The organism is Flagellimonas oceanensis (assembly GCF_003992595.1).
In the GTDB taxonomy this organism is placed as follows: Bacteria; Bacteroidota; Bacteroidia; order Flavobacteriales; family Flavobacteriaceae; genus Flagellimonas; species Flagellimonas oceanensis.
Window position 1 is genome coordinate 318,819 of sequence record NZ_RZNA01000047.1, and the last position, 17,663, is coordinate 336,481.

Genomic DNA, 17,663 nt, shown 5'->3' on the forward strand with positions numbered 1-17,663 from the left:
TTGTGATATATTTTTTAATTTTCCGTTAATTAGCCTATCTTTTTTTAAAGATTCAATAGTTAAAGCACTTTGTAATGTATAACTCAAGAATATCAGGATTGGGATTTTACGTCCCTGAAAATGTGGTCACTAACGACGATCTGTCCAAAGTGATGGACACCAATGACGAATGGATACAAGAGCGTACCGGGATAAAGGAGAGGCGCCATGTTGTTAAAGGCACCGATACGACCACCTCAATGGGCGTAAAGGCGGCCAAAAAGGCAATCGAGCGTGCTGGCATCGACAAGGATGAGATTGATTTTATCGTTTTTGCCACCCTCAGTCCCGACTATTATTTTCCCGGCCCCGGTGTTTTGGTGCAGCGTGACCTAGGTATAAAGACCGTAGGGGCACTTGATGTAAGAAATCAATGTTCTGGTTTTGTATATGGGATATCCGTTGCCGATCAGTACATTAAAAGTGGTATGTACAAGAACGTACTTGTCATTGGTTCCGAACTGCACTCGCATGGTTTGGACATGACCACAAGGGGTAGGGCGGTGTCCGTTATTTTTGGTGATGGTGCCGGGGCTGCCGTTTTGACCCGTGAAGAAGACACTTCCAAAGGAATTTTATCCTCCCATTTACATTCGGAAGGACAACATGCCGAAGAGCTTTCATTGATAGCTCCCGGTATGGGGAAACGTTGGGTAAACGACATCATTGAGGATAATGATCCTGAGGATACATCCTATTTTCCTCATATGAACGGCCAGTTTGTTTTTAAAAATGCAGTGGTACGATTCAGTGAGGTCATTATGGAAGGTCTGCAGAAAAACAATTTGGGCCCTCAGGATATTGATATGTTGATTCCGCATCAGGCCAACTTACGGATTTCCCAATTCATCCAAAAGAAGTTTGGTTTGAAGGATGACCAAGTCTTCAACAACATCATGAAATACGGAAACACTACGGCCGCGTCGATTCCGATCGCTTTGACCGAAGCATGGGAAGCTGGAAAAATCAAGGAAGGTGACTTGGTGGTGCTTGCTGCTTTTGGTAGTGGCTTTACATGGGGCAGTGTGATCATTCGCTGGTAATTCCATCAAAAAAGAGCTAAAAATAAAACCCCGATCCATATGGATCGGGGTTTTTCATTGATGCTCTCACAAGATAACCAACCAACACTCAAGTATGGAGCATCAATTATATTTATAGGATTCCGCCACCACCTTGCTTGGTGTTGTTGTCTCTTCTCTTACGTTGCTTCGCTCGGTTTTTTCCGCTTCCAAATCGGTAGGATAGTCCTACGTACACATTGTTGCTCTCCCAATTAAAGGAACCTTCCTGTGCGTAAGGGTAATCCCCTTCAAAGGCAAAGCGCATGGTGTTGAAAATATCATTATAGTTAAAGCTCAATGTGCCCTTGCCCTCAGCAAAACTGTAGCGAGCTCCCATGTTTACAAAGTACATGGGCTTTGCATTGAATTGTATGCTTTTGTTGCGTCCTCGGTAGAAACCAAAAGCTTGAAGCGTCAGTTTTTTGCTTACCGTGAAACTATTGTTCATTCTAAGGTTCCAAGCGGTATTGTCAACCTTTACCCGTTGTTCCAGAATATCTGCTTCGCTTGGTTCAGGGTCTGTGGTGCTCAAAGTTTCCGTAAGACCTCTTTGTGTTTGTGAGAACATATCAAAACTACCATTGATGTTCCACCATTTGGCAGGGCGGTAATTGGTGGACAATTCAACTCCGTAGGCGGATGTTTTGTCAAAGTTGTCATAGGTAAGGATGGTCTTGTTCAAATCCAATCGGTCCACATAAATGGCCCTATTGATCTCATCCGAAATTCTTCGGTAGAAAACACCACCGGTTACACTTCCATTTTTGATTCTTTTCGTGTAGTTCACTTCATAGGAGCTGGTAAACTGGGGAACCAAGTTCGGGTTTCCAAAGGATGAGATCAGTGGAGTGGCAAATTCCCTGATGGGATTTACCTGCTGCAACCCAGGTCGGTCCACCCGTCTACTATAGCTCAATTGCAGTTGATCCTTTTCGTTCGGTTTGTAGGTAACAAAGGCAGAGGGATATATTTCAGTATACTTATCGGTAAAGGCACGTACAGCATTGGTGTCTGCTTTTACCTGCACATCCTCGATACGCACGCCCATTTGGTAGGACCATCTTTCGTAGCTCTGACCAAAAGTCGCATAGGCCGAATAAATATCCATATCGTACACAAATTTAGTGGACGGTGTAGGTGCCAAGTTGCCGTTGGAATTAAAGGATTGCCCTGTGGAGGAATAGTCAACCTTGGTCTCAAAACTCCTTGATTGAAGCCCTAACTCCAATTTGGAGATACTGTCCAGCGGGTTTACATAATCCAAGTTGGCCGTGGTCTGGGTACGTTCGGTATCCACAAAATCCATATAATCAGGATAGGTAGAGGCTCCAATGGACCTGAAATCCGCATCTTGTTCGCTTTCAAACTGGTTGTGGTCCACTTCCAATTCAATGTTGTGCCCTTCTTTGTTGAAATCCAATTTATAGTCAAAATTGTATTGCTCACTTTGGTTATTGGAATCGTCCAAGAACAATTGTGTCACATTTCGGGATGGATTGTTGAAATAAGATACTTCCGTGTTTCCCGTGCCTTCCCCTTCATAGATGTTCTGATTGGTAAAAAAGGAAACCGTGTTTTTGTCGTTCAGGTAAAAATCTACCCCCAATTTGTATAGATGTGATTTGTTGTTGTTGAAAAAGTCAAACTTTTGACGGGAGTTTTCCTCCAAGCGAAGAATACTTCCATCGTTTACCCATTTGCCGATATTGTTGCCATAGTTTCCGTAAAAATTGAATTTCCCATTGCGGTAGTTCAAATCGATGGAGCTGTTGAATTTGGCTTCGATACCTTTGGTAAGGCCCATATTTACGTTTCCGTTGAAACCAATGTTCGCATTTTTGTGCAGTACAATATTGATGATACCACTCATCCCTTCCGGATTGTACTTGGCCGATGGATTTGTGATCAATTCAATGGATTTTATCGCTGTGGAAGGAATTTGCTTTAGCAATTGTGCTACGGGAACATTGGAAAGTTTCCCGTCGACCATTACCCGGACGTTGGAATTTCCGCGAAGGCTGATGTCGCCCGTTTGGGAATCCACATTTACCGATGGAATATTGTTCATAATGTCAGATGCCGAAGCACCTGCAGTGGTCAAGTCTTTCCCTACATTGATTACTTTTCGGTCCACACGCTGTTCAATTGTTGTGCGCTCGGCAACCACTTCCACGCCTTCGAGCTCTTTGGTCTCCTCTTCCAAGGTTACCGTTCCTAAATTGAGGTTACGCTTTCCTTTGGCGATGACCAACTTTTGTGAATAGGTTTTGTACCCGATGAATTGTACCTCAAAAATAAAGGTGCCATCGGGCAGTTTTTTGATTTCAAAGTCCCCTTCTTCTGTAGTGATGCCACCGGTTATGGTTTTGGCACCGTCTTCGGATTTGATGACAATAGCTGCATAGGCAACAGGCTGATTGGTGGTGTTGTCCACAACTTTTCCGTTGACCACACCGAGCGCGGTATTAGCTGATAAAAAAAATGGGGATGTCATGCACAGAAATAGTGCAAATAGAAAGCTCACATGTCTCATGAGTAGTTCGTTTTTTGATTGATGATTGATTTGATTGATGATTGACTGATGTCATTTTTAAGACGCCTTGGCTCGTGGAATGTTACAGCAGAAAATTATTTTAACATTCTTTAACAGGAAAGCGCTGTGGATTCCCCACCTTTGTAAGGTGGCAGGGTTGGATAAGACTATTCGGTTAGCTTATGAAAAGAAGAAACCCCGGTAAAAAATACCGGGGTTATACATTGATAAGCTATACTAAACACTAACCATTAACTATAAAAATACAGTCTTACCAATGACAATAAGTTATGAATAATAGACGACATTTTCAATTGAAAATTACAGTCTATATAAAAGTTTAACACAAAAATTAACAAATGCAAAAGACACTTGTCGTAGGGGCTTCTACAAACCCGGGAAGATACAGTAACACAGCAATTCGTAGGTTGGTTGACAACAATGTTGAAACAACCGCATTTGGGATACGTGGGGGAACTGTATCAGGGGTACAAATTAAAGACAACTTGGTTGATTTTCAAAATATTGATACCGTAACTTTATATTTAAGTCCAAAAAATCAAAAGGAATATTATCAATCGATTGTGGACTTGAAGCCCAGACGTGTGATTTTTAACCCCGGCACCGAGAACCCTGAATTTTACGAAATCCTTGAAAACGCTGGGATTGAAGTGGAAGTTGCCTGTACGCTGGTACTGTTGGCTACTGGGCAGTACTAGTTGATGGAATCGATTTTTTAGTTCGGATCAGCCATAAACCGATAAATGTCAACAATCCGTTGAGTGGTAACAATTCATAGCCAACCTGATAACCTCCTAAATATTCCGCTGGAACACTGGCAATCAAAACGATGGTGACTACCGATAGCAGGGCCACTATCCACACATAACCATCCTTGATTTTGTGTTTGGTAAGAATTCCAAAGGCAAAAAGTCCCAATAATGGCCCGTAGGTGTACCCTGCAACGGTCAGTAAACTGTCGATGACATTGCTGCTTAGGATATATTTAAACGCGATGATCACAACTACCAGCGCAATACTCATTGCTATGTGTGTGCGTTTTCTGATACGTTTTTGCTCTTTGTCGTCTTTTTTCTGAACATCCAAGAAATCCACACAGAATGAAGTGGTCAGGGAGGTAAGCGCACTATCGGCGCTACTGTAGGCTGCAGCGATCAAACCCAGCATAAAAGTAATGGATAGAGCTAGTCCCAAGCCACCGTTCAGAGCAATTTCAGGAAAGAGCAAATCGGTTTTTGGAGAGCCGTCCATCAAAGGAATGCCGATGCCTTCCCGTTGAGCGAAAATATAGAGCAAGGCGCCCAACAACATGAACAAAAATGTGGTCCCCACCAGAACAAAGCTGAAAGAAATCATATTCTTTTGCGCATCCTTCAAGGATTTACAGGTCAGGTTCTTTTGCATCATGTCCTGGTCCAATCCCGTCATGCAAATGGTAATGAACATACCGCCAACAAAGGATTTGATGAAATAGTTTCGGTCCAAAAAGCTTTCCGTTACGAGAATATCATTGTAATTCTTCAACTCTTCCGATGCCATAAATTCCCCAAAACTCCATCCGAGTTCCTGATTGATCATCACTATGGAAAGAATCACAGCGGAAATCATGAAAAGGGTCTGTAACGTATCGGTCCAAACAATGGTCTTGATACCCCCTTTGTTGGTGTAGAGCCAAATCAATAATATGGAAATGACCACAGTGAACTCAAAACGAACTCCCAAATCATCAAAAACAAATTGCTGTAGCACAATGGCTACCAGATACAGCCTGAACGCTGCACCGAGAACCCTGGATATAAAAAAGAAGAAAGCCCCCGTTCGGTGGCTCACTTTTCCAAAGCGGTCGTGCAAATACTCGTAGATAGAGGTCAGGTTGAGTTTGTAGTATAGGGGCAAAAGCACGAACGCCACCACAAAATAGCCAAAAAGGTATCCCATGATGACCTGCATGTAGCTAAACTGGCTGTCCTGTACCCATCCCGGTACGGATATAAAGGTTACCCCGGATAATGAGGCCCCGACCATCCCGAAAGCCACAATGTACCATGGGGATTGTTTGCCAGCTTTAAAGAAATCGGCGTTGGAATCGTTTTTACCAGTGAAATAAGAAATAAGGATAAGCACCAAGAAATAGGCCCCTATCAACAACAGAATTTGTGTGGCTGACATATATGCAATTTGATTTGCAAAGTACGAAAGTAAATTGGTAACTCTAAAATCGTAATTTTGTAGGAGAATTGATGCTATGGAATTTTCATCGAAGCTATTGGAAAATGCAGTTTACGAAATGTCGCAATTGCCGGGAATCGGTAAGCGCACGGCATTGCGCTTGGTACTTCACCTGCTAAAGCAGCCCGAAGAAAGGACCGAGCTATTGGCCCATGCGTTGCTGAAACTCAAGAGTGAGGTCAATTTTTGTAAAAACTGTCATAATATTTCCGATACCGAACTGTGTGAAATATGCGCCAATCCCAAACGTGACGAGACCACGGTTTGTGTAGTGGAGGACATTAGGGACGTAATGGCCATTGAAAACACCTCGCAATACAATGGACTGTACCATGTGCTGGGAGGAAAAATATCGCCTATGGAGGGAGTTGGCCCGCAAGACCTGAACATTGCCCCTTTGATAAAAAAGGTAAAGGACGGAACGGTAAAGGAATTGATTTTGGCTTTGAGTTCCACCATGGAAGGGGATACCACTAATTTTTATATTTATAAACAATTGGAAGGTACCGAAGTGACCACTTCCACGATTGCCAGAGGAATTTCCGTGGGAGATGAATTGGAATATGCGGATGAGGTTACTTTGGGAAGAAGTATCATCAACAGGGTGCCTTTTGAAAGTTCTATTAAAGCGAATTAATGAACATAAATCAAAAATAAGTCGATTTCTTTAGTATTTTTGTAAAATACAAATCAAAATCACTTTGATAAATACGAATATGTCAAAATTTGAATTGAAATTACCGCAAATGGGAGAAAGTGTCGCCGAAGCTACCTTGACCAATTGGTTGAAGGAAGTGGGGGACACCATAGAGATGGACGAAGCCGTCTTTGAAATCGCCACCGACAAAGTGGATTCCGAAGTTCCCAGTGAAGTGGATGGGGTATTGTTGGAAAAGCGGTTCGATGTGGACGATGTTGTGAAAGTGGGCGAAGTTGTCGCCGTGATTCAAATAGAAGGCGAGGTTGACAACACCGCGGATGACAGTTCCGATGAAGAAATGGTTGCAGAGGAACACTCCGAAGTACCGGCAAGGGAATTGGAAGCCCAAATGGCCGGGGTCAAGGAATCCGTTTCCGCAACCACTCCTGATTTCTCAGGTTCAGAGCGGTTCTATTCCCCATTGGTTAAGAACATAGCCAAGGAAGAAAATGTCTCCATGGACGAATTGGAGGCCATTGTGGGCACCGGAAAAGAAGGTAGGGTTACCAAGAACGATATCATGGCCTATTTGGAAAACCGTTCCAATGGAAGCCAAGATCAAGCGGAGTCCAAGCCACAACCTGAAGCCAAAACAGAAAAAGTTGCTACACCCGAGCCTCCAAAACAAGCACCGGAGAAACCAAAAGAATCCAAGGTGCACGTTGGTGCCGGTGATGAGGTGATTCCGTTGACCCGAATGGGCAAATTGATTGCCCATCATATGATCGAGAGTGTATCGACCTCCGCACACGTACAGAGTTTTGTGGAAGTGGATGTGACCAATGTGGTCAACTGGAGAAATAAAGTAAAGAATGCCTTCCAAGAGCGGGAAGGGGAGAAATTGACCTTTACCCCCATATTTATGGAAGCTGTGGCCATGGCCCTCAAAAAATATCCATTGATGAACATTTCATTGGATGGGGACAAGGTCATCAAAAAGAAAAACATCAACTTGGGGATGGCAGCCGCATTGCCCGATGGTAACTTGATCGTGCCCGTAATCAAAAATGCAGACCAATTGAATCTGGTGGGCATGGCCAAAACCGTGAACGATTTGGCCGGTAGGGCGAGAAACAATCAGTTGAAGCCCGACGAAATCAAGGATGGCACCTACACGGTAACCAATGTGGGCTCTTTCGGAAGTGTTTTCGGAACGCCGATTATCAATCAGCCACAAGTGGGAATCCTTGCTTTAGGAGCCATCAGAAAAATACCTTCGGTCATTGAGACCGACCAAGGAGAATATATAGGTATCCGAAGCAAAATGTACCTGTCCCATAGTTACGACCACCGCGTGGTAAATGGTGCATTGGGCGGAATGTTCGTAAAAGCAGTGGCCGATTATTTGGAAGCTTGGGACATCAACAGGGAAATATAGTGTAAAACACTAGGTATTCCTGTCACTATTCTTAATTTAGAAGCTGAGTGAATTTTATTTTAAAACGCCCCACATGCAATTACAATTGACCAAACCTATCTGCTTTTTCGATTTGGAGACCACGGGAACCAATGTGGCCAAGGATAGGATTGTCGAAATATCCATTCTCAAGGTTTATCCCAACGGTAACAAAGAAAGCAGGACATGGTTGGTAAACCCGGAAATGCCCATTCCAGCGGAATCCGAGGCCATTCATGGAATTTCCGATGAAAAAGTGGTTAATGAGCCTACTTTTAAGCAATTGTCCAAGGATATCTATGCGATGATTCGCGATAGTGATTTGGCAGGTTTCAATTCCGATAGGTTCGATATCCCTTTATTGGCGGAGGAAATGCTTCGGGCCGATGTGGATTTTGATATGAAGAGCATGGTTTCCGTGGACGTACAGACCATTTTCCATAAAATGGAAAAACGGACATTGGAGGCAGCCTATAAATTCTACTGTGATAAGAATTTGGACGACGCCCATAGTGCCGAGGCCGATACCTTGGCCACTTACGAAGTACTGTTGGCGCAATTGGAGCGATATCCTGAGTTGGAAAATGACATCAAAAAATTATCCGAGTTCACTACTCGAAGACAGAATCTTGATTTTGCCGGTTTTATCGGTGTGGATGAAGATGATAACCCGATTTTTTCCTTCGGAAAGCACAAGGGTAAAACAGTGGATGAGGTCATGGAAAAGGAACCTGGCTATTTTGGATGGATCTTGAATGCCGATTTTCCATTGTACACCAAAAAAGTACTTACCCAGATTAAGTTGAGCAAGCTCAACAATAAGTTTTAAGCTCAACCAAGAGCATAACCCCATAAACAAATTATGAAACTGATTTGTATAGGACGTAATTATGTAGACCACATCAATGAACTCAGCAATGAGCGTCCAGATGAACCAGTGGTTTTCATCAAACCCGATTCTGCCATCTTGCCCAAAGAACAGGATTTTTATATCCCCGAGTTTTCCGAGGACGTACACTACGAAGTGGAGGTCTTGGTCAAGATCAAAAAGGTAGGAAAACATATTTCCAAGGAATTTGCCCATAAGTATTACGATGAAGTGGGTTTGGGCATAGATTTTACCGCAAGGGACCTTCAATCCAAATTAAAATCCAAAGGCCTGCCATGGGAAAAGGCCAAGGGGTTTGACGGCGCCGCAGTAGTGGGCAAATGGCTGCCTAAGGATAAATTTGATGATTTGGACGACTTGAATTTCGCATTGTCAAAAAACGGTGGAACGGTCCAAAATGGAAATACTTCATTGATGCTATGGAAGATAGATGAAATCATAGCTTACGTATCCACATATTTCATGTTGAAAAAAGGCGATATCATTTTTACGGGCACGCCTGCCGGTGTTGGTAAAGTAAGCCCAAATGACTACCTTGTCGGTACCTTGGAAGGAGAGCAACTGTTTGATATTAATGTAAAATAATGATATACAACCTCGATAAGATAAATGAAATGGCGGAAGGTGATGAGGATTTCATTACCTCTGTAATCTCCGTGTTTTTGGAAGAAGTGCCAGAGGATTTGGAAGGCTTGGAAAAGGCCATCGAAGTCAAGGACTACGAAAACATATATAAGCTCGCACACAAGATCAAGCCCAATGTGGATATTTTGGGTATGGAGCAAACAAGGGCCAAGGCACTTGAAATAGAAACCTTGGGCAAAACGAACGGTAGCATGCAAGAGATTGAGGAAAAGTTTCCCGTACTTAAAAAAGATGTGCTACAAGTGGTTACCGAACTTAAAAACGACTTCGATTTATAAATGCAAGCTGAAATCATCACCATTGGGGATGAGATTCTCATAGGTCAGATTGTGGACACCAATTCAGCGTTTATTTCCAAAGAGCTGAACAAAATTGGCGTCTCTGTCTATCAGATTACATCCATTCAGGATGATAGGGCGCATATATTGCAGTCCTTGAAAGAAGCAGGGGAGCGTTCTTCGGTTGTTATCATTACCGGAGGATTGGGGCCAACAAAGGATGATGTGACCAAACACACCCTTTGTGAATTCTTTGGTGATGAACTGGTTCAGGATGATGCTGTTTTAAGTCACATCGAAGAACTTTTCAGAAAATACATCACAACGCCCATTTCGGATTTGAACAGGGAACAGGCCATGGTACCATCGCGGGCAACAGTGTTGCACAATGAGTTTGGTACTGCCCCGGGCATTTGGATGAAAAAAGGTAAGACGGCTTTCGTTTCCCTACCTGGGGTGCCGTATGAGATGAGGAATTTGATTGCCAAATCCGTTCTCCCAAAAATCATTGAGGAATACGATCGTCCGCATATTGTCCATAAAACCATCATGACCTATGGAATGGGGGAGAGTGCCGTCGCCGAAAAGCTGGAGGACTGGGAGAACAATTTACCATCTTTTATCAAATTCGCTTATCTGCCCAATATTGGCAGTGTAAGGCTTAGGTTGTCGGCAAAAGGCAATGATAAGGATGCTCTTATGGCCGGTATTGAGGAACAAGTGCAAAAGCTCTATCCTTTGATTGGAGACATTATATATGGTGAAGAAGAGGAAGATGGACGTGTGGAAAAGCAAGTTGGTACATTCTTGACCGATAAAAAAATGACTTTGGCCACTGCGGAGAGTTTTACAGGAGGTGCCATAGCGGAGCGAATTACTTCAGTTCCCGGGGCATCCAACTATTTCAAAGGCAGTATGGTGTGCTACGCTACGGAGGCCAAGGTAAATTTGTTGGGAGTGCCGCAAGAATTGATTGATGCACATTCCGTAGTGAGCGAAGAAGTGGCCATTGCAATGGCTAGCAATGTAAAAAACAAGCTCGGGACCGATTTCGCGATTGCCACAACGGGCAATGCCGGTCCCACCAAAGGTGACTCCGATGCCGAGGTGGGAACCGTATATATTGGTATTAGTACACCAAAACATAGTTTTGCCCAAAAATTCGTCATGGGTAGGAATCGGGAAAGGGTCGTGAAAAAGTCTGTAAACAAGGCTTTTGAGCTGTTGTACAAAGAAATTTTAAATTTCTGAAAAAGAATTTTGTACGTCCCATTAAAATGGTATAAATTTGCAGCCTCAATAAAATCACTCAAATAGTTAGGGAGATGTCTAAAGTTTGTGAAGTAACAGGAAAAAAGGTGATGTTTGGAAACAACGTTTCCTTTTCTATCAATAAGACCAAAAGGAGATTCGATGCGAATGTCTCCAAGAAGAGATTTTATATTCCAGAGGAAGATCGTTGGGTAACCTTGAACGTTTCTGCCCGTGGGTTGAAAATCATCAACAAAAAAGGAATCTCTGCTGTCTTGAAGGAAATCAATTCCAAAAAGTAAGTTGTAAAAGCATTATAAGTACAATACAATGGCAAAGAAAGGAAATAGGGTTCAGGTAATTTTAGAGTGTACAGAACACAAAGAATCTGGTATGCCAGGTACTTCTCGTTACATTACCACCAAGAACAAAAAGAACACGCCAGATAGGATGGAAATCAAAAAGTACAATCCTATCCTTAAGCGTATGACCGTTCATAAAGAAATTAAGTAATCGCTTTTTATAAAGTAAAGGGCAGAAAATTATAAGCCATGGCAAAGAAAACAGTAGCAACACTTCAGTCATCATCAAAGAGATTGACAAAGGCCATCAAAATGGTAAAGTCTCCAAAAACAGGTGCCTACACTTTCGTAGAGTCTGTAATGGCACCAGAAATGGTTAATGACTGGTTGAACAGCAAATAAGGAAATTTCTCCTTGAACAATATTAGAGCCGCTTTTTAGCGGCTTTTTTTATGCCCAACATTTAGTTTTTGTTGACCCTAAATGTGATTCTTCGATTGGTGACCACTGTGTTTACACGTAAGAGTAGCGTTGCCGTGTCCGAGGTTGTTGCTCCACAAACGAAAGCATTGTTGCTGGTGATCAGTCGAAATTGGGTGTTGTGTTCACTGGGAGTTGGGTTGGTTATGGTCAAGGTATTTGTAGTGGTCCCCGAATAAATGGCGGAGTCCGAAAGGTCCGACCACGTAGCCCCATTGTAATATTGCCATTGAAAAGTGTCCGCAGTAACTGTTGTGGAAATGTTTGTTGTACAACCAGGACAGGTCGTTGTATTTACCGGTTGGGATATAATGGTCGGGGCCGAACCAGCTTCCCTGTAATCATATGTGACATTGGAGTCATTGTCCGCAGGAACGGAATACCCATCCGAACCACTGGTTACCAGCCCATTTGAATCGATGGTAACTGGGGTTGGCCCTAGAATACCATCATTGTTTCCATCTGTATAGCCAGCCTCACGAGTGTCGTAACATCCATCTCCATCGGCATCCAGTGCGAAGGAATCATAGTTTCCATCGGCATCGGAATCCAAAATCACATAAGAAAACAGCGCATAATCCGTGTCGTTGTCCTCTATAAGGTCAAACAGCCCATTTGCCCCTGAACCTGAAGTGGCTCCATCGATTATTCCATCATTGTTCATATCTGCCACACCAGTTTGATCAAGGGCTCCAGATTCCATCAGGTCGAACAGTCCATCATTGTCCGAATCAAGATCAAGATGGTTGCTTATGCCATCACCATCAGTGTCACAAATCGAGCTGGCGAACAACTCACCTGTAAATCCCTCAGGTCCCGGACCTTGCTGGTTGACCAGTGTAAAGGTGTTGTTGTTGCCGGGAGTCCACGTAATGGTATTGAATGGAGTGCCGCCTTGTGCTTGCATCAATTCCAAAGAGGTGGAAGAAGTATTCCTGCTTCCGTATAAGGCTATTTCCCCAAATTCATTGACAACTAGGCGCAATCTCGGCACACCATTGGAGTTGGCCACCCATGGCTGATTCAAAAAGCTACCATCCGACTGGAACACAAAATACTCATCCCCAGCATCCAATGCCCCATTTTCAAACTCTAAAACTGATGGATGAACAGTGGTTCCATTGATATCCAACTGAAACGAATTGTCCATGGACGAAAAATCAATTCTTAAATATCCTGTGTCTGTATGGTTGATAACAACCGATCGCTCACCCACATCGGAGGAGGTCAAAAAAGATGCCTTGATCGCCGTGCAATACTCTTCTTCATCGGTAATCCCATCATTGTCGTCATCCAAATCAACTACATCAATAATTCCATCGGAATCCGTGTCCGTTGCAGGGATGGAAGTGGTGGTAATGGTTACATTATCGATATATGCACGATCATTGCTATTGGACCAGTCGTTGTTTCCTTTGCTAAAGCGAATGGTGGTGTTATTGGACATGTAGGCCGTTATATCTTGGTCAAAAGTTCCGCTTTGACTCCCTGAAAAGGTGTTCAAGGTCGTGAAGGAAAATCCATCGCTGGATATTTCAATCGCCAATGTTTCTCCAGACTCTAGACTCCAAGTACGCCAATCGAATGACAGGGAAGCACTGGAGTATGAACTCAGGTCGACCGATCTTCTGATATTTTCCGTCCAGATATAGTAGAAGTAGAGTTCACTGCCCGTTATTCGGATATAACCGCTGGATGGATCGTTGTTGTCATTGTACTCCACCCAATTGCTGGACCAGTTTTGGGAACCATTGTTGTTGGCGTAGGAAACCGAACTGAAGTTGTCCGAAAATGTTTCTTGGGCAACGACGGTCAACGAATTGATGGCAAGGAATAAAAAAAATAGTTTGTTAAGGGTAATTTTCATCGCAAACGTTATAGTAGGATGTGATGTAAAAATATACCATTACATCCTATGGCCTGTAAATTATGTTGTATAAGATGAAATAGGATGTGTAAAAAACTGAAAACATGATGTTTATAAATTTTTGGATGCAATGTGCTTTTATAGGGGACAATATAGTTTAGATGTAAATTGGTTCAAAAAAACTCCCCTTACTTTGCTATCTTTGACCATTATCAAAGAACACAGGATGAGCTTATTCAAAAATATATTTTCAAAGGATAAAAAAGAGACCTTGGATAAGGGGCTCGAAAAGTCCAAAACCAGTTTTTTTGGTAAACTGGGCAAAGCCGTAGCAGGAAAATCCAAAGTGGATGATGAAGTATTGGACAACCTGGAAGAAGTTTTGGTCACTTCCGATGTAGGTGTAAATACCACCCTAAAAATAATCGAGCGTATTGAAGAACGTGTGTCCCAAGATAAATATATGGGCACGGACGAACTTAATACCATTCTCCGTGAAGAGATTGCCGGTTTGCTTTCAGAGACCAATTCTGGCGAGGATACCGAAATTACCGTTCCCAAAGACAAAAAACCCTATGTGATCATGGTGGTGGGTGTAAACGGCGTAGGCAAAACAACAACGATTGGAAAACTAGCCCATAAGTTTAAGGCGCAGGGTATGAAAGTGGTCCTGGGTGCAGCGGATACCTTCCGTGCTGCGGCTATCGATCAATTGGAAGTGTGGGCCAAACGTGTAGACGTCCCTATCATAAAGCAAAAAATGGGAAGCGACCCAGCTTCCGTTGCCTTTGACACCTTAAATTCCGCAGTGGCGGAAAATGCTGATGTCGTTTTGGTGGACACTGCCGGTCGTTTGCACAACAAAGTTAATTTGATGAACGAACTGTCCAAAGTAAAACGTGTTATGCAAAAAGTGGTTCCCGAGGCCCCTCACGAAGTACTTTTGGTGTTGGATGGTTCTACGGGACAAAATGCATTTGAGCAGGCAAAACAATTTACCAAGGCTACCGAAGTGAGCAGTTTGGCCGTGACCAAATTGGATGGTACCGCAAAAGGTGGAGTTGTCATAGGTATTTCCGATCAGTTCCAAATCCCGGTAAAATATATTGGCGTAGGCGAGGGGATAGAAGACCTTCAAGTGTTCAATAAATATGAGTTTGTCGATTCATTCTTCAAAATATAAATCACGATGTACAAATACCTTATCTGTTCTTTTTTATTGATTGGTTTCATTTCCTGCAAACAGAAGGAAGCGCAACCCAAGGAAGATGTTGTTCTGTGGACGCCTTACAACGATTCTGCCGAGGTGGCTGCAAGTGCCGAAAATGAGAACAGAAGGATGCGGTATAAATTCATCCAAAGCAGGGTATTGGACAAAAATGAAGTGTTTTTGCCGCTGTATGATGAAGTATCACAATTTACCGAAGCACAATATGAACAAATGAAGCCTTTGGTGTTGGAGCAAGATATCCCAACCATTCAAACCCATATTGACCAAGGTACTTTTACGTATGAGGATTTGGTACTTTTTTATCTGCATCGCATTTACAAGTACGAATTGCCGAACAATACCACCCTCAATACCATTATTGCATTGAATCCCAATGTACTCGAAGAAGCACGTCAGCTGGACGAAAACAAGGAAATTCACCACCTTATTTATGGTATGCCCATTTTGTTGAAAGACAATATTGGAACTGCCGAAATGAAGACGACAGCAGGAGCCATCGCACTTAAGGACAATCAAACGGATGATGCTTTTATCGTAGAGCACTTAAAACAAAAGGGGGCACTTATTTTAGGTAAAGCGAATTTGAGCGAGTGGGCCAATTTTATCTGTGGGGTTTGTCCTAATGGACAGAGTGCCGTGGGTGGCCAAACATTGAACCCCTACGGTAGAAGGGTTTTTGATACTGGGGGGTCCAGTGCAGGTAGTGGTACTTCCACCGCGGCCAACTACGCCGTAGGTGCTGTGGGTACGGAAACTTCTGGCTCTATACTTTCACCCTCAAGTCAAAACTCCGTGGTCGGATTGAAACCGACCATCGGCTTGTTGAGTAGAACAGGGATTGTTCCCATTTCAAGCACCTTGGATACTCCAGGCCCCATGACCAAAAATGTGACGGACAATGCGATTTTGTTGGACGCCATGTTAGGGAAGGATGATGCCGATTACAAATCGGTAAGTGCAGAACCTGGCATTTTATCCGCTTGGATGAACCCCGAACCTCTGAAGGAAATCCGTTTAGGTGCAATGAAGAACTTCATGGAACGCGATTCCATGTATGCTGCCAATGTCGAAGCGTTGAGAGAGGCTGGCGCACAAATCGTGGAATTTGAAGCAGAGAACATTCCCCTTAAAGGTTTTACCACGCTGTTGAATCTGGATATGAGGGAGGATTTGCCTGCTTATATCAATGCTGAGGTCAAGGATAAAGATGCTGTACGGGTGGAATCCGTAGAAGATGTGGTTGCCTTTAACCAGCAAGATTCCCTTCTACGTATACCTTATGGGCAGGAACGTTTTGATGGAATTTTGGCGGACACAACTACTACAGAGCAATTTGAAAAAATAAAAGAGGACTTAATGGAATCGGGAAGGGCCTTCTTCAATATCATGGAAGAAAAGGACCTCGATGCTGTGTTGAGCATCAACAATTACCATGCAGGTTACGCAGCGGTGGCGGAATATCCTGCCCTGACCGTTCCCATGGGATATAAAACTACTGGGGAGCCAGAAAGTCTGACGTTCATCGGAAAGCCTTTTTCTGAAGCGCATTTATTGCGTATCGGTAAAGCTTTTGAGGAATTGACCGAAGCAAGGGAAATCCCCGAAGGTTATCAGGATTAGTCGATATAGGCATTGAGTTTTTCCCAAAGCTGATTGTCAAAACTCGAAGGTCCTAATTGGCTTTCGCCAGCATCATCGCCCAACCGTACGATCACGAGGTTTTTGCTGGGAATCAAATATAATTTTTGGTCAAAAGCACCTAGTCCCGCAATCAGTTCACTTGGAGCTTCTGGCATCAACTCGCCATTGATGGAAGCCTCAAAACTGGGAGCTTTGTAACTGCTCTTGCCGTTCAACCACCATAGATATCCGTACGATGGGTTCAAATCTTGGGAAGTGTTGGTCATTTCCGTGAAATAGGTTTTGTCCGTCAAGATTTCCACCCCATCCCACGTGCCTTCGTTCAGGCAAAGCAGACCAAAACGGGCCATGCTCCGGGTATTGCTAAAGAAAAGATTGTTGTATCCGACCTTAACCCAAGCCCCTTGCATTCCTATTTTGTCTCTGATTTTTTGATAGGAATATTGCCTGAAATCCGTTCCGGTCGCATTTGTGATTACTTCGTCCAATATGGTGTATGCGGCATTGTGATAATACCAAAAAGTGCCTGGTTCATTTTTGTAGAGCAAACATTCTTGATCAAAACAAAAAGGGTCATCCACGGTATAATCCAAGCCAGTGGTCATTGTTAAATGATGACGAACGGTAATATTGGCCTCCTGTTCCGAAGTTAGCATGGACCAGCCTTCGCCCAAATATTCCTGAGAAGAGTCCTCAATGGAAAGGAACCCTTCAGCTTGGGCAATACCAACCGCCATAGCAGTTAATGTTTTACCGGCCGAGTTCCAAGAATGGTTGTCGCTGGCGGTAAAATCATCAAAATACCATTCCACCGCAATTTTACCATTCTTCAGAATTATGAATCCATCGGTACCTTTTTCATCTAAAAACCCGCGTAAATCCTCCTCTGCATCGGTATTCCAAGATAACTCTGCTGGAGAAATGGTCTCCCATTCATTACTTCCTATGGTTGGGAAATACAATTCACTTTCTTCTGGCGTGGGGGTCGGTTCAGGGGTATTCTCTCCCTCATCCGAAGAACAAGCTGTAATCAGTATTGAACCGATGATCAACAAAAAAAGATGCTTCATGCTATTGGAGTTTAGACCTTTGACTAC

The 17,663-nt window shown here is 43.3% G+C and carries 17 protein-coding genes; 13 read left to right on the plus strand and 4 right to left on the minus strand.

Features of this window, described 5'->3' with window-relative positions:
- The first annotated feature begins 74 nt into the window (after positions 1–74).
- Positions 75–1,082 (plus strand): 3-oxoacyl-ACP synthase III family protein, encoded by a 1,008-nt coding sequence (locus EO132_RS14555; protein ID WP_127138550.1) that lies wholly within the window; start codon positions 75–77, stop codon positions 1,080–1,082.
- A 112-nt stretch (positions 1,083–1,194) separates the two neighbouring features.
- On the opposite strand, the gene EO132_RS14560 is transcribed toward EO132_RS14555, so the two are convergent.
- On the minus strand, positions 1,195–3,597 hold the full coding sequence (locus EO132_RS14560) for a TonB-dependent receptor (RefSeq protein ID WP_235856474.1): 2,403 nt from the start codon (positions 3,595–3,597) through the stop codon (positions 1,195–1,197).
- Positions 3,598–3,995: 398 nt separating this feature from the next.
- Here EO132_RS14560 and EO132_RS14565 point away from each other — a divergent pair, with 398 nt between their 5' ends.
- Positions 3,996–4,355 carry a CoA-binding protein gene (locus EO132_RS14565; RefSeq protein WP_127138552.1) on the plus strand — a complete coding sequence of 120 codons (360 nt, stop codon included), beginning with the start codon at positions 3,996–3,998 and terminating at the stop codon, positions 4,353–4,355.
- On the opposite strand, the gene EO132_RS14570 is transcribed toward EO132_RS14565, so the two are convergent.
- Positions 4,339–5,826, minus strand: coding sequence for a sodium:solute symporter (locus EO132_RS14570; RefSeq protein ID WP_127138553.1), 1,488 nt, complete (start codon positions 5,824–5,826; stop codon positions 4,339–4,341). The two genes, EO132_RS14565 and EO132_RS14570, sit on opposite strands and share 17 nt — an antisense overlap.
- A gap of 76 nt (positions 5,827–5,902) precedes the next feature.
- Between EO132_RS14570 and recR the strand changes: the two genes are divergently transcribed.
- The 9 genes from recR to EO132_RS14615 all read left to right on the plus strand — a co-directional run bounded on the left by recR (position 5,903) and on the right by EO132_RS14615 (position 11,749).
- A complete protein-coding gene (recR, locus tag EO132_RS14575; protein WP_127138554.1) occupies positions 5,903–6,523 on the plus strand; it encodes a recombination mediator RecR in 621 nt (206 codons plus the stop codon).
- Positions 6,524–6,602: 79 nt separating this feature from the next.
- Complete coding sequence (locus tag EO132_RS14580; protein ID WP_127138555.1) at positions 6,603–7,964, plus strand: dihydrolipoamide acetyltransferase family protein; 1,362 nt, start codon at positions 6,603–6,605, stop codon at positions 7,962–7,964.
- A 73-nt stretch (positions 7,965–8,037) separates the two neighbouring features.
- A complete protein-coding gene (locus EO132_RS14585; RefSeq protein WP_127138556.1) occupies positions 8,038–8,811 on the plus strand; it encodes a 3'-5' exonuclease in 774 nt (257 codons plus the stop codon).
- Positions 8,812–8,844: 33 nt separating this feature from the next.
- Positions 8,845–9,456, plus strand: coding sequence for a fumarylacetoacetate hydrolase family protein (locus EO132_RS14590; protein WP_127138557.1), 612 nt, complete (start codon positions 8,845–8,847; stop codon positions 9,454–9,456).
- Positions 9,456–9,794, plus strand: a complete 339-nt coding sequence (locus tag EO132_RS14595; RefSeq protein ID WP_127138558.1) for an Hpt domain-containing protein — start codon at positions 9,456–9,458, stop codon at positions 9,792–9,794. The genes EO132_RS14590 and EO132_RS14595 overlap by 1 nt, the downstream gene beginning before the upstream one ends.
- Positions 9,795–11,045, plus strand: a complete 1,251-nt coding sequence (locus tag EO132_RS14600) for a competence/damage-inducible protein A (RefSeq protein ID WP_127138559.1) — start codon at positions 9,795–9,797, stop codon at positions 11,043–11,045.
- A 74-nt stretch (positions 11,046–11,119) separates the two neighbouring features.
- The gene (gene rpmB, locus EO132_RS14605) at positions 11,120–11,347 is read left to right on the plus strand and encodes a 50S ribosomal protein L28 (RefSeq protein WP_127138560.1); all 228 of its coding nucleotides are present in this window, start codon (positions 11,120–11,122) and stop codon (positions 11,345–11,347) included.
- A 28-nt stretch (positions 11,348–11,375) separates the two neighbouring features.
- On the plus strand, positions 11,376–11,558 hold the full coding sequence (rpmG, locus tag EO132_RS14610) for a 50S ribosomal protein L33 (RefSeq protein WP_100817574.1): 183 nt from the start codon (positions 11,376–11,378) through the stop codon (positions 11,556–11,558).
- A gap of 38 nt (positions 11,559–11,596) precedes the next feature.
- Positions 11,597–11,749, plus strand: coding sequence for a DUF4295 domain-containing protein (locus EO132_RS14615; RefSeq protein ID WP_108245252.1), 153 nt, complete (start codon positions 11,597–11,599; stop codon positions 11,747–11,749).
- A 61-nt stretch (positions 11,750–11,810) separates the two neighbouring features.
- On the opposite strand, the gene EO132_RS14620 is transcribed toward EO132_RS14615, so the two are convergent.
- The gene (locus EO132_RS14620) at positions 11,811–13,694 is read right to left on the minus strand and encodes a hypothetical protein (RefSeq protein WP_127138561.1); all 1,884 of its coding nucleotides are present in this window, start codon (positions 13,692–13,694) and stop codon (positions 11,811–11,813) included.
- 226 nt (positions 13,695–13,920) lie between these two features.
- Between EO132_RS14620 and ftsY the strand changes: the two genes are divergently transcribed.
- Positions 13,921–14,877, plus strand: coding sequence for a signal recognition particle-docking protein FtsY (ftsY, locus tag EO132_RS14625; RefSeq protein WP_127138562.1), 957 nt, complete (start codon positions 13,921–13,923; stop codon positions 14,875–14,877).
- Positions 14,878–14,883: 6 nt separating this feature from the next.
- Positions 14,884–16,545, plus strand: a complete 1,662-nt coding sequence (locus EO132_RS14630; protein ID WP_127138563.1) for an amidase family protein — start codon at positions 14,884–14,886, stop codon at positions 16,543–16,545.
- Here EO132_RS14630 and EO132_RS14635 read toward each other — a convergent pair.
- Positions 16,542–17,636 (minus strand): serine hydrolase domain-containing protein, encoded by a 1,095-nt coding sequence (locus EO132_RS14635; RefSeq protein ID WP_127138564.1) that lies wholly within the window; start codon positions 17,634–17,636, stop codon positions 16,542–16,544. The genes EO132_RS14630 and EO132_RS14635 overlap by 4 nt on opposite strands.
- Positions 17,637–17,663 lie beyond the last annotated feature (27 nt).

Excerpts from the sequence above, each read along its gene's own strand:
- EO132_RS14555 (WP_127138550.1), top strand. The coding sequence starts at position 75 with ATGTATAACTCAAGAATATCAGGATTGGGATTTTACGTCCCTGAAAAT.
- EO132_RS14560 (WP_235856474.1), bottom strand. The coding sequence starts at position 3,597 with ATGACATCCCCATTTTTTTTATCAGCTAATACCGCGCTCGGTGTGGTC.
- EO132_RS14565 (WP_127138552.1), top strand. The coding sequence starts at position 3,996 with ATGCAAAAGACACTTGTCGTAGGGGCTTCTACAAACCCGGGAAGATAC.
- EO132_RS14570 (WP_127138553.1), bottom strand. The coding sequence starts at position 5,826 with ATGTCAGCCACACAAATTCTGTTGTTGATAGGGGCCTATTTCTTGGTG.
- recR (WP_127138554.1), top strand. The coding sequence starts at position 5,903 with ATGGAATTTTCATCGAAGCTATTGGAAAATGCAGTTTACGAAATGTCG.
- EO132_RS14580 (WP_127138555.1), top strand. The coding sequence starts at position 6,603 with ATGTCAAAATTTGAATTGAAATTACCGCAAATGGGAGAAAGTGTCGCC.
- EO132_RS14585 (WP_127138556.1), top strand. The coding sequence starts at position 8,038 with ATGCAATTACAATTGACCAAACCTATCTGCTTTTTCGATTTGGAGACC.
- EO132_RS14590 (WP_127138557.1), top strand. The coding sequence starts at position 8,845 with ATGAAACTGATTTGTATAGGACGTAATTATGTAGACCACATCAATGAA.
- EO132_RS14595 (WP_127138558.1), top strand. The coding sequence starts at position 9,456 with ATGATATACAACCTCGATAAGATAAATGAAATGGCGGAAGGTGATGAG.
- EO132_RS14600 (WP_127138559.1), top strand. The coding sequence starts at position 9,795 with ATGCAAGCTGAAATCATCACCATTGGGGATGAGATTCTCATAGGTCAG.
- rpmB (WP_127138560.1), top strand. The coding sequence starts at position 11,120 with ATGTCTAAAGTTTGTGAAGTAACAGGAAAAAAGGTGATGTTTGGAAAC.
- rpmG (WP_100817574.1), top strand. The coding sequence starts at position 11,376 with ATGGCAAAGAAAGGAAATAGGGTTCAGGTAATTTTAGAGTGTACAGAA.
- EO132_RS14615 (WP_108245252.1), top strand. The coding sequence starts at position 11,597 with ATGGCAAAGAAAACAGTAGCAACACTTCAGTCATCATCAAAGAGATTG.
- EO132_RS14620 (WP_127138561.1), bottom strand. The coding sequence starts at position 13,694 with ATGAAAATTACCCTTAACAAACTATTTTTTTTATTCCTTGCCATCAAT.
- ftsY (WP_127138562.1), top strand. The coding sequence starts at position 13,921 with ATGAGCTTATTCAAAAATATATTTTCAAAGGATAAAAAAGAGACCTTG.
- EO132_RS14630 (WP_127138563.1), top strand. The coding sequence starts at position 14,884 with ATGTACAAATACCTTATCTGTTCTTTTTTATTGATTGGTTTCATTTCC.
- EO132_RS14635 (WP_127138564.1), bottom strand. The coding sequence starts at position 17,636 with ATGAAGCATCTTTTTTTGTTGATCATCGGTTCAATACTGATTACAGCT.